Source organism: Thermoanaerobacter sp. CM-CNRG TB177 (assembly GCF_018588165.1).
In the GTDB taxonomy this organism is placed as follows: Bacteria; Bacillota; Thermoanaerobacteria; order Thermoanaerobacterales; family Thermoanaerobacteraceae; genus Thermoanaerobacter; species Thermoanaerobacter thermocopriae.
This window is the reverse complement of sequence record NZ_JAFCAC010000016.1, coordinates 24,173-35,433: the sequence shown is the minus strand read 5'-3', so window position 1 is coordinate 35,433 and position 11,261 is coordinate 24,173. Positions and strand designations below refer to the sequence as shown.

Sequence of the window (11,261 nt, the reverse complement as noted above, 5' to 3'; positions counted from 1 at the left end):
GTGCTACTTTTTTATGAGATGTTTTTTATCCACCCCAACATTTATTATAGAACCATTTAAAAATGAATGGAGACATTATAGAAGATGCATCTTTTACAGGCCATGGATGTGCCATAAGCCAGGCTTCAACCTCTATGATGATAGACCTTATAAAGGGAAAAGACAAGAAAGAAGCCTTAAGGCTTGTTCAAGAATTTATAGACATGATACACAAAAAAGATGTAAATTTAGATGAATTAGGTGATGCACAAGTACTGCAGGGTGTGTCTGACTTTCCTGCCCGCGTAAAATGTGCTTTACTGGCATGGAAAACGCTCCAGGAAATTTTGTAAAAAAGAAAAACGCTCCAAAAAAGGACTTTCTTTTATACCCTTCTTCAATATCATTTTATATGCTTTAGATTCTTCAATTCTCAATATCCTCCTTACCTCTGCAAAAACTCTTTCTATATTTTTTTTCCTGCACACTATGTCTAACATTTGTCTTAAAAGCCATGTCTTTCTTTTTGCTTATTTTTAAAATCAACATCTTCCTATTTGAGGCTTAACGCTTCTCCGGCTAATAATATAACCTAATTTTAGAAAAGCCAACATATTTTAAAAATTTGTATTGATACTTATTATTATCTATGCTAATATACTAGACATGAGTAAAATTAAATAAAATTATAAAAAGCAAAACCAAATTATACAACATATATTATATCAACGTTAAAAACTTTATTTCGACATTAAGAGAATAAGTACAATAAATTCGACAAATAGAAAGAAGGAAAATACATTAAAATAGTATTTTAAAAACTTAATTAAACAAAATATTGAGATAGGGAGAGGCAAAATGAAAAAGAGAATTTTTTTAATTGCAATTGCCTTCTTACTATTATTTTTTAATTCCATAGCTTTTTCTGCTCCTGATGTTCCATCTAGACCTACTCAGTTTAAATATGTATATGATTATGCGGGGCTTATGTCCCAAAATGATATAGAAGAGATAGAAAAAGTAGGGAAAGCTTTAGATGATGCCACAAAGGCGCAAATAATAGTAGTAACGGTTGACACTATTGGAGATTACCCAATAGAGGAATATTCTCTTGCCCTTTTTAGAAATTGGGGCATAGGAGACAAAGAGAAAAACAACGGTGTTCTTCTTTTAGTGGTAAAAGACAGACTTTTAAAAGGTCAAGCTGGCAAAGTGAGAATTGGGGTAGGTTATGGATTGGAAGGGGCAATACCTGATTCTGTTGCAGGAAGGATTTTAGACGATTTTGTTTTAACTTCTTGGGCAAAAGGTGAATACTCTAAAGGCATATATGCTGGTTATATGGCCGTAGCCTCAAGAGTTGCAAAAGAGTACAATATAGACCTTCAGGGGCTGGATGTTTCCGAATACAGTGTCAATACAAGTAGCAATGATAGCAGTATATCGTGGGAAGATATTGCTGCAGTGATTATACTCATTTTAATATTTATTATCTTTGGAAGAGGAGGAAGAAATATAAGAAGAAACTGGTGGGGTCCAGGAAGCTTTGGCTCAGGAGGATTTGGAGACTTTAGAGGTGGTAGCTTCGGCGGCGGAGGTTTTGGCGGAGGTTCTGCCGGAGGCGGAGGAGCCAGCCGCTAAACTAGATTTTTATCAAACTGAGGGGACTTTAGAAACACCCTCAGTTTGTTTTTTTATATTCTCTCAAATACAGGTTTTAGCTCAATTACAAGGTTATCAAATATACTAACTTTTACTTTATCCTCTTCAGAGTACATTTGAGGCCTTCCATAACGTCCTTCCTCAAGTGTGAATACCATAACCACCTTTTCATCAGGTTCTACAATCCAATATTCTTTTACCCCTGCTTTTTCGTATAAATTAAACTTTTCTATTTTATCTTTTTGACCAGTTGAAGGAGAAACTACTTCTATAATTAATTCTGGAACTCCATAATAACCTGTCTTTTTAAGCCCTGAATTATCACATATAATGATTATATCAGGCTGTACTACATTGGTAGTTTCTTCATCTTTTTCATTTGCTTCTGGTATTCGCAAATCGAAAGGAGCAGTAAATACTCTGCAAGATTTATCCTGCAGATAGTTTGCAAATTGCCTTGCTAGTTCTAACAATACTGCTTGATGTTGCCATGTTGGAGCTGCTTGTAGATGGGGAACACCATTAATAATTTCCCATCTTTCTTCTTCAGACCAGGTTAAATAGTCTGCATAAGTATATTTTTTATTTTTTTCGGGCAATGGCATAAAATAACCTCCATCATCTATCATTAACTTATTATTATTTTAATTATATCATAATAAAAACAAGATAAAAGGGAAAAAATGATATATACTTATAAATGTAAGTGATATAATAAGGTTGAATTAGTTAAACTTAGAGGTAAAGGGAGATAAAATATGTCAAAAATAGAATTTATAGCATCTACTCTTTTTGGTGTTGAAGCAATAACTGCAAGAGAGCTAAAAGAGCTAGGGTATACAGATGTCACTGTAGAGAATGGGAAGGTCACTTTTGTAGGTGATGAGATGGCTTTATGCCGTTCTAATCCTTTTGTGGCTCTGGAACGATTCCAATCGAGCAGCTATGATTGGAATAAATCTTGCACCAGGTTTAAAAAGGCAATTTGTTTCCGAAAAATGGGGGAGAATATCAAGTAAATTATGGAAACAAGCAAGAGAAGAAGCTCACAATGCCATTAAAAAAGATGTGAGCTTAAACATAAAAGGCTATGATATTAATAAAAATGCTATTAAATTGTCAAAATACAATGCGCGTAAAGCTGGTGTAGAGAAATACATAATTTTTGAAAATATCCCATTAAAAGATTAAAAAACAGATGATAAATAGCTAATTATTGAAGGAGGAAGACCTGATGATGAAAAATGATATAAAACCGGGAGACGTCCTCCTTCTTTCTTTTCCTACTCATATTCCAAAAGGGCATGAACAGGAAGGCAAAAGGCCGGTTGTTACCAAATACGTGCTGTAGATGTTAAGCGCATTGAATCGCTCATTGGTTCTCTTAGAGGAGATATCCTTGACTCTATTATAAGAAACTTGATACATATTTTTCAAGGTAAATAGATAGTCATGAACAAGGGAATTGACTTAAATGATAAGTAGATGTAAAATATAGGTGTACAAGTGAATACAAAAAATCTTATGGTCCGAAAGGTTAAAAGGGAAGACGGGTGAAAATCCCGCGCAGCCCCCGCTACTGTGAGCGAGGATGAAGCCCTAATAACGCCACTGCTTGGCACTCAAGAGAGGTGCCGGGTGGGAAGGCTGGGTGGAAGATGAATCGCGAGCCAGGAGACCTGCCATAAGATTTCGGAAGTTCGCCTTCGGAGGGAAGGTGGAATGGTATTTTTATGCTTAATTTTGGCAAAAAAGGTCTACCTCCGCAGGGTAGGCCTTTTTTTGATACTTGAAAAATTTAAATTAGGAGGGTACGTATGAGAAACTTTAAAGGATTACTTGCTTTATTGTTGGTATTTGTTTTAGCTTTTTACCTTGCAGCATGTTCAACAAACACTGCCACTAAACCAGAAAACACTTCTCAAACAGCAACTGAAACCGTAAAAACTCAGTTTCCTTTAAAGGTTACTGATTTTTTGGGAAAAGAGGTAACTATAGAGAAAGAGCCCCAAAGGATAGTTTCTCTTGCGCCTTCTATCACAGAACTTATATATGCTTTAGGAGCAGGAAATAAGGTTGTGGGTGTCACAGACTTTGATAATTATCCACCTGAGGTCAAGGATGTACCCAAAGTGGGTGGTTTTAAAGGGCCAAATGTAGAAGCGATTACTGCTCAAAAGCCTGATGTAATTTTTGCTTCCACTCTTTCAGGCAAAGAGCAAATGGAATCTTTAGAAAAGATGGGTATTCCTGTTGTAATGTTGGAGGCAAAAAATATTGCCCAGATATACCAGTCTATAAAAATAATAGGCCAAATAACAGGGACAGAGAAAAAAGGCGAAGAGTTAATTAAACAAATGCAAGATAAAATAAAAGAAATAAATGACAAAGTCAAAGAGCTTCCAAAAGTCAGCGTATTTTATCTGGTCTCTCTTGACGGAAACTGGACAGCAGGTAAAGGCACATTTATTGATGAGCTTATAAACCTTGCAGGTGGCAAAAATGTTGCAGAGGATGTAAATGGTTGGGCGCAGTACAGCGTAGAAGAGTTAGTTAAGAAAAATCCAGATGTTATAATAACATCTCCTCATGCAGGGAATGTAAAAGACATTAAAAACATGGCAGGATACAAAGACACAAACGCTGTTAAAAATGACAAGATATTTGTGATAAGCAATGATGACATAATATCAAGAGCTTCTAATAGAATTGTTTTAGGACTTGAAGAAATTGCAAAATTCTTACATCCGGAGGCATTTAAGTAAAGTGAAATTCAAAAGAGGTATATATTTTGGTACAGCCTTTTCACTGCTTGTCTTTACCATGATTTTATCAATTTCTGCAGGGGCGGTAAAAATACCCCTGCGGGAAATTTTAAATATTTTTTTTGGCGGTGGCAGTGAAACTTCCAGGACGATAATACTTAATTTAAGGCTTCCAAGGGTAATTGAATCAGCAGTTGTAGGAATGGGACTTTCAGTTGTAGGGGCGTTTTTTCAAGGGCTTTTGAGAAATCCAATGGCAGATCCTTATGTTTTGGGTATATCATCAGGAGCGGCTTTTGGTGCTACTATTGCGATAATATTGGGGTTTGGAATATTTGGACTGAGTTTTATGGCATTTGTTACTTCTTTAATGACTGTGTTTTTTGTGTACACTATCTCTAGAACTAGCACAAGAGTATCCATGACCACAATGTTGCTTGCGGGAATAGCCATAAGCGCTTTTATGTCTGCAATTATTTCTCTCATGATGCTTTTAAACCATGATGAGTTTTCTCGAATTGTTTTTTGGACTATGGGAGGATTTAGCCTCATAAATTGGAATAGTGTGGTCTTTTCTACTCCTATAATAGTAATTGGCTCTTTTGTGATGTATGTATTTTCAAGGGATGTAAATGCGATATTGACAGGAGAAGAAGTTGCAGAACATTTAGGTGTCAACACAGAATTGGTCAAAAAAATAATTCTTGTGACAGGCTCATTGGTTACTGCAACAGCTGTGTCAGTTGGTGGAATTATAGGTTTTGTGGGACTTATTGTGCCTCATATATCAAGGCTTATTGTAGGACCTGACAATAGAGTTTTGGTACCTTTTAGTGCAATATCAGGAGCAATATTTTTGACTTTTGCAGACCTATTAGCACGAGTTATTTTAAAACCAATGGAAATTCCAATTGGGATAATTACTGCGGCATTTGGAGGACCATTCTTTTTGTATCTGTTAATAAAGAGCAAACAAAAAAGTGAAGGAATGTGATGATATGGCTATTTTACAGGTAGATAAATTACATTTTTCTTATGGGGAAAGGGAAGTTTTAAGAGGGATAGATTTCACCATAAATAAAAGCATAGTGATAGGGATAATTGGTGCAAATGGAAGTGGCAAGACTACACTTTTAAAGAATATATCAGGGTATTTGACGCCAACTTATGGTAATGTCTTTGTGTTAGGGAAAAATATCAAAGACTTTACTATAAAAGAAAAGGCAAAATATATAGGTTATGTGCCTCAAGATATAGTTTACGACTTTGAATTTAGCTGTTATGACGTAGTAATGATGGGAAGAATTCCTTATCTTAAAAGGTTTCAGTCGGAGAGAAAAGAAGACAGAGATATTGTAAGAGAGTGCATGGAAATTACAAATACATGGCAGTTTAAAGACAAAAGTATAAAAGAGTTAAGCGGCGGTGAAAGGCAAAGGGTGTATATAGCGAGGGCATTAGCACAAAAAGCTCGAATTTTACTCATGGATGAGCCAGTTTCTCACCTTGATATAAAATACCAAGTTGAAATACTATCTCTTGTAAAAGATTTATCTTTAAAAGGAATACTTGTAATTGTTGTGCTTCACGATATTAACCTCGCTTCACAGTTTTGTGATGAGATTTTCATAATGAAAGAAGGCAAAATAATAGCATCTGGGTCTCCCAGAAGTGTTTTAACATTGAACAACATAAAATCAGCCTTTTCAATAGATGTGGAAGTGTTTGAAAATCCCATCACACATACTCCTTACGTCATTCCTTCATTAAATGGAAAGGAGCAACTCAAAGTTGTGTAAAGCTGTAATGATTGCAGGTCCTCATTCAGGGGCAGGTAAAACTACTGTAAGCCTTGGGCTTATGGGAGTGCTGTCAAAAAGGTATAAAGTTCAGCCTTTTAAAGTAGGTCCAGATTATATAGATGCTGCTTATCACCGATATGTCACAGGGAATTTTTCCTGCAATCTTGACTTATACATGTTGGGGGAACAAAACCTTAAATCGCTTTTTTACAAAAATGCCTGCAATGCTGACATTTCTATAATTGAAGGTGTTATGGGAATGTACGATGGGATTGATACTACAAAAAAGGGAAGCAGTGCCCATATTGCGAAAATTTTAGATATTCCTGTGATTTTAGTTGTAGATGCTTCTTCTATGGCGACAAGTGTATCAGCTTTAATAATGGGTTATATGCACTATGACAGGGAAGTAAAAATTAAAGGGGTGATATTAAATAAAGTTGGAAGTGAAAAACACTATGCCCTTTTGAAAGAATGCATAACAAGAGATTTAGGTATTGAGGTTTTTGGCTATCTTCCAAAGGATCCAAAATTAGATTTGCCAGAAAGACACTTAGGCCTTGTGCCGATATATGAGATGCCAGAAATTAAACACAAGTTTGATACCTTATATGATTATATTGAAAAATACATTGATATAGAAAAAATTCTTAATGTAGGTGTAATTGACTGTTCAAATACATTTAGAAACACGATTGCTGAGGGCCATGATTTAAAAAGGGTAAAAATAGGGTATGCGTTTGATGAGGCTTTTAACTTTTATTACAAAGAGAGTTTGGAACTTTTTGAAGAAATAGGAGCAGAGCTTGTACCCTTTAGCCCTCTTAAGGATTATAAGCTGCCAGATGGAATATCGGGTTTGTACATAGGGGGAGGATTTCCAGAGGTTTTTGCAGAAAAACTAAGTAAAAACAAAAAAATATTAAAATCGGTTAAAGATGCGATAGATTCTGGTATGCCTGCATATGCAGAGTGTGGCGGATTTATGTATCTTACAAAAAGCATAACAGATTTACAAGGAGATACTTTTGAAATGGCAGGAATTTACGATTTTGAAACTGTCATGACTAAAAGGCTTCAGAGATTTGGCTATGTTGAAGCAGAAGTTATTGAAGATAACGCCCTTTTTAGAAAAGGGGATAAAATAAAAGGACATGAGTTTCACCACTCAATAATAAAAGGTTTTTCACAGAAAGCCTCATACGTTGTGTATAAACCGGGAAAAGAAGAGGCTTGGGAATGTGGATTTGTGCATAAAAATTGCCTGGCGACGTATGTTCACATAAATTTGTACACATATAAAGAGGCTGTCAAGAGGTTTGTTGACAAATGTATTCAATACCGAAACTCAAATGCTTTTCAGGAGGATTAATATGGCACTTAAATTGATGATACAAGGGACTGCATCATCTGTTGGCAAAAGCTTGTTGGTTGCCGCTTTTTGCAGGATTTTCAAGCAAGATGGTTACAGAGTGCCCCTTTTAAGTCTCAAAACATGGCTTTAAATTCCTATATAACCGATGAAGGATTAGAAATAGGAAGAGCACAAGCTATGCAGGCGGAAGCGGCAGGAGTTAAGCCTTCTTATCACATGAATCCAATACTTCTAAAGCCCAGTTCTGATAAAAAAAGCCAAGTTGTTTTAAGAGGCAAAGTTTATAAAAACATGTCTGCAGCCGAATACCACCAATTTAAACCCCAGCTTTTAAAGTTTATTAAAGAGGACTTTGATTTTCTTGCAAGTCAAAATGACATTGTAGTAATAGAAGGTGCTGGAAGCCCTGCAGAAATAAATTTAAGAGATAGAGATGTCGTAAACATGGGTATGGCAGAGATGGTAAATGCACCAGTACTTCTTGTAGGAGATATTGATAAAGGAGGTGTATTTGCTTCAATAGCTGGCACTTTGCTCCTTTTAAAAGAAAATGAGAGAAATCGCATTGAAGGTGTACTTATAAATAAGTTTAGAGGAGACATTGAAATATTAAAGCCAGGTTTGGAGATGTTAGAAAACATTGTACACAAAAAGGTTTTAGGTGTTGTCCCTTATATGGATGTGCACATTGATGAAGAGGATGGGGCGACGGAGAGATTTTATCGCAGGAGTACAGAAGGAGATATAGAGATTGCAGTTATAAATCTTCCCCACATATCGAATTTTACGGATTTTGAACCTCTTGCTAAAGTTCCCGGAGTAAAGCTTCGCTATGTGAATAAAGGGGAAAGGATTGGAGATTGTGATGTTGTTATAATTCCGGGAACAAAAAACACAATTGGAGATTTGCAAGCATTGAAGAAATATAGGCTTGATAAGGAAATTTTTGAAATGAGAAAAAAAGGGAAATTTATAGTCGGCATTTGTGGAGGATACCAAATACTGGGAAAAGTCATTAAAGACCCAGGAAGAATTGAAAGTACAACTTCAGAAATTGAGGGACTGGGACTTTTGGATGTAGAGACTGTAATTGAAAATGAAAAGACAACAACCCAAATTAAGGCGGTTATTCGCAATAATTTACCATCAATATTATCACCTCTTAGAAATATTGCTGTAGAGGGATATGAAATACACATGGGGAAAAGTCGAATTTTGGGAGATTGTCAGCCTTTTTCAGTAATAACTCATAGAAATGGAGAAAAAATCGAAGTCTATGACGGTTGTATAAGCGATGATGGAAAAGTGTTTGGAACTTACATACACGGAATTTTTGAAAATAGAGAGTTTGTCAGGGAATTTATAAATATTGTGAGAAAATCAAAAGGACTTTCTCCTATAGAGGAAATTATTGATTACAAAGAATTTAAAGAAAGAGAATATGATAAGCTTGCAGATATTGTGAGAAAAAGTATCGACATGAAAGAAGTCTATGAAATTATGGAGAGGTATAGAGATTAATGGAAGTGGTATTAGCCTACTTATTAGATTTGTTGATAGGAGACCCTGAAGGATATCCTCATCCTGTAAGAATTATAGGGAGAGTGGTATCACATTTAGAGAGTATACTTAGAAGATATGCTAAAAGCAACAGAGCTTTAAAAATAGCAGGTTTTATACTGTGTGGACTTACAGTAACTTTGGCATTTGCAGCAACATATGCACTACTTTATATTGCAGGACTTATACATCCATATTTAAAATATGCTTTCGACGTTTTAATTATATATACCTGTCTTGCTACAAAAGACCTTGGTAAAGCTGCAGGAAAAGTATACGAAGCCTTGACAAAAGGAGATATCACTGAGGCAAGAAAAAGGCTGTCTTACATAGTTAGTAGGGATACAGATAAACTTGATGTTGAGAATATATCCAGAGGAGCGATAGAAACAGTTGCAGAGAATATATCAGACGGTATAATAGCCCCTATGTTTTACGCGTTTATAGGAGGTGCGCCATTGGCTATCTTTTATAAAGCGGCAAGCACTCTTGATTCTATGGTAGGCTATAAAAATGAAAAATACATAGATTTAGGCTTTGCTTCTGCAAAACTTGACGACATATTAAATTTTATCCCTGCTCGCATAACAGGTTTTTTGATTGTTATGGCTGCTTTTCTCTTAGGCTATGATTATAAAAATAGTTGGAGGATTTTTTTAAGAGATAGGTTGAAACATCAAAGTCCAAACAGTGCTCACGGAGAAGCAGCAGTTGCCGGTGCTTTAAATATACAACTGGGAGGTCTTAATTATTATTTTGGAAAGCCTGAAATTAAACCAACTCTTGGGGATGGGAAAGAAAAAATTGATCCACAGCATATAAAAGACAGCATCAAAATAATGTACATGACTTCATTTTTGGGGCTTGTAGTATTTTATATAGGGAGGAGATTGATGTGAAAGAAAAAGCAAATACATTAAAAAATGTAAAGACTCTTACTCTTGTTGCTATGCTTATAGCCTTAAGTGCAATAGGTGCTCTCATAAAAGTTTTTAACACAGTTGCTTTCGATTCAATGCCAGGATACTTTGCCGCATTATACCTTGGAGGTTGGTATGGAGCCCTTGTGATAAGTTTAGGGCACATGCTTACAGCAATTACTTCTGGATTTCCTTTAGGGCTTACAAATCACATATACATAGCAGTGCAAATGGCATTATACGCCTATTTGTTTAAATTTTTTTATCGAAAATTTAACATCTATATTGCAGTAATTGTTGCTACCATCTTAAATGGTCCTGTTGCAACCCTTTTGTTTGTGCCCATATTCGGATGGGGATTTTTTGCGGCATGGGTATTACCACTAACAATTGCGTCATTTGCAAATGTATTTCTTGCAGCGTTAATTTACAAAGCGATACCTAAAAGGAGTAGAGAATAAAAAGTGATTGAGAGATACAGAGATTTAGTTGTAATTTATGAAAATGATGTAGCATATGTGATATCTTGTGACAGCCTCGGAGCAATAGGGAATAAAGAGAATGATGTGTTAAAAGTTGATGAAGAGATTGTAGGGAAAACTACTGTAAAAGTGGCTCTTTCGGAAGTACTATGTGTAGGAGCAAAACCCTTAGTCATATCAGATACTTTATCCGTTGAAATGGATCCAACAGGGCAAAAAATTTTAAGAGGCATAAAATGTGAGCTTGAAGAGAACGGACTTTCAGACGTAGTTTTTACAGGAAGTACTGAAGAAAATTTTCCCACATCTATGACAGGTATAGGAATCACTGTAATAGCAAAAGCAAATGTTTGCGATTTAAAGATAAAAAAAGTTAAAGCAGGTATGCATGTTTCTCTTTTAGGATATCCCCGCGTGGGAAGTGAGGTCTTAAGCTCAAAGGATGTGCTTACATTGAAAGACTATATAAAAATTTCCAACTCTAAAGAAATAATAGAAGCAATACCTGTGGGTTCAAAAGGAATAAAATATGAAATTGGCATATTAGAGAAGATATCAGGATTAAAGGTGGAGGCAAATTTTCCACAATATCTTGATGTATTAAAATCAGGAGGGCCATCCACCTGCTGCCTTGTAGTGCACAGTGAGGAAGATACAGTATCTATTAAAGGACTGACAGATAAACCATTAACATATATCGGTGTGCTGATTTAGCG

10 protein-coding genes, 3 pseudogenes and 1 riboswitch are annotated in these 11,261 nt (G+C 35.6%); of the genes and pseudogenes, 12 read left to right on the top strand and 1 reads right to left on the bottom strand.

Features of this window, described 5'->3' with window-relative positions; translation table 11 throughout:
* Window positions 1–53 precede the first annotated feature (53 nt).
* A pseudogene (sufU, locus tag I4N53_RS01065) lies at window positions 54–332 on the top strand (Fe-S cluster assembly sulfur transfer protein SufU); the annotation flags it as partial.
* Window positions 333–837: 505 nt separating this feature from the next.
* The gene (locus tag I4N53_RS01060; protein ID WP_214495372.1) at window positions 838–1,620 is read left to right on the top strand and encodes a YgcG family protein; all 783 of its coding nucleotides are present in this window, start codon (window positions 838–840) and stop codon (window positions 1,618–1,620) included.
* A gap of 53 nt (window positions 1,621–1,673) precedes the next feature.
* Here I4N53_RS01060 and I4N53_RS01055 read toward each other — a convergent pair whose 3' ends face one another.
* Window positions 1,674–2,246, bottom strand: coding sequence for a Uma2 family endonuclease (locus I4N53_RS01055; protein ID WP_214495371.1), 573 nt, complete (start codon window positions 2,244–2,246; stop codon window positions 1,674–1,676).
* Window positions 2,247–2,399: 153 nt separating this feature from the next.
* Here I4N53_RS01055 and I4N53_RS12235 point away from each other — a divergent pair.
* From I4N53_RS12235 to I4N53_RS01010, 10 genes and pseudogenes are all read left to right on the top strand, one after another.
* A pseudogene (locus I4N53_RS12235) lies at window positions 2,400–2,829 on the top strand (hypothetical protein); the annotation flags it as partial.
* A 46-nt stretch (window positions 2,830–2,875) separates the two neighbouring features.
* Window positions 2,876–2,992 carry a type II toxin-antitoxin system PemK/MazF family toxin gene (locus I4N53_RS12230; protein ID WP_232192604.1) on the top strand — a complete coding sequence of 39 codons (117 nt, stop codon included), beginning with the start codon at window positions 2,876–2,878 and terminating at the stop codon, window positions 2,990–2,992.
* A 157-nt stretch (window positions 2,993–3,149) separates the two neighbouring features.
* A riboswitch (cobalamin riboswitch) is annotated at window positions 3,150–3,343 on the top strand.
* A 115-nt stretch (window positions 3,344–3,458) separates the two neighbouring features.
* The gene (locus I4N53_RS01045) at window positions 3,459–4,406 is read left to right on the top strand and encodes an ABC transporter substrate-binding protein (protein WP_214495370.1); all 948 of its coding nucleotides are present in this window, start codon (window positions 3,459–3,461) and stop codon (window positions 4,404–4,406) included.
* Window position 4,407: 1 nt separating this feature from the next.
* A complete protein-coding gene (locus I4N53_RS01040) occupies window positions 4,408–5,400 on the top strand; it encodes an iron ABC transporter permease (RefSeq protein ID WP_009051856.1) in 993 nt (330 codons plus the stop codon).
* A 4-nt stretch (window positions 5,401–5,404) separates the two neighbouring features.
* Window positions 5,405–6,205, top strand: a complete 801-nt coding sequence (locus I4N53_RS01035) for an ABC transporter ATP-binding protein (protein WP_214495374.1) — start codon at window positions 5,405–5,407, stop codon at window positions 6,203–6,205.
* Window positions 6,198–7,580, top strand: coding sequence for a cobyrinate a,c-diamide synthase (locus I4N53_RS01030; protein WP_009051854.1), 1,383 nt, complete (start codon window positions 6,198–6,200; stop codon window positions 7,578–7,580). Before I4N53_RS01035 ends, I4N53_RS01030 begins: the two co-directional genes overlap by 8 nt.
* A gap of 1 nt (window position 7,581) precedes the next feature.
* Window positions 7,582–9,104, top strand: a pseudogene (locus I4N53_RS01025) (cobyric acid synthase).
* Window positions 9,104–10,042, top strand: coding sequence for an adenosylcobinamide-phosphate synthase CbiB (gene cbiB, locus I4N53_RS01020; protein WP_214495369.1), 939 nt, complete (start codon window positions 9,104–9,106; stop codon window positions 10,040–10,042). The pseudogene I4N53_RS01025 and the gene cbiB overlap by 1 nt, the downstream one beginning before the upstream one ends.
* Window positions 10,039–10,524 (top strand): ECF transporter S component, encoded by a 486-nt coding sequence (locus tag I4N53_RS01015; protein ID WP_214495368.1) that lies wholly within the window; start codon window positions 10,039–10,041, stop codon window positions 10,522–10,524. Before cbiB ends, I4N53_RS01015 begins: the two co-directional genes overlap by 4 nt.
* Window positions 10,525–10,527: 3 nt before the next feature.
* The gene (locus I4N53_RS01010; RefSeq protein WP_214495367.1) at window positions 10,528–11,259 is read left to right on the top strand and encodes an AIR synthase related protein; all 732 of its coding nucleotides are present in this window, start codon (window positions 10,528–10,530) and stop codon (window positions 11,257–11,259) included.
* The last annotated feature ends 2 nt before the right edge of the window (window positions 11,260–11,261 follow it).

Excerpts from the sequence above, each read along its gene's own strand:
- I4N53_RS01060 (WP_214495372.1), top strand. The coding sequence starts at position 838 with ATGAAAAAGAGAATTTTTTTAATTGCAATTGCCTTCTTACTATTATTT.
- I4N53_RS01055 (WP_214495371.1), bottom strand. The coding sequence starts at position 2,246 with ATGCCATTGCCCGAAAAAAATAAAAAATATACTTATGCAGACTATTTA.
- I4N53_RS12230 (WP_232192604.1), top strand. The coding sequence starts at position 2,876 with ATGATGAAAAATGATATAAAACCGGGAGACGTCCTCCTTCTTTCTTTT.
- I4N53_RS01045 (WP_214495370.1), top strand. The coding sequence starts at position 3,459 with ATGAGAAACTTTAAAGGATTACTTGCTTTATTGTTGGTATTTGTTTTA.
- I4N53_RS01035 (WP_214495374.1), top strand. The coding sequence starts at position 5,405 with ATGGCTATTTTACAGGTAGATAAATTACATTTTTCTTATGGGGAAAGG.
- cbiB (WP_214495369.1), top strand. The coding sequence starts at position 9,104 with ATGGAAGTGGTATTAGCCTACTTATTAGATTTGTTGATAGGAGACCCT.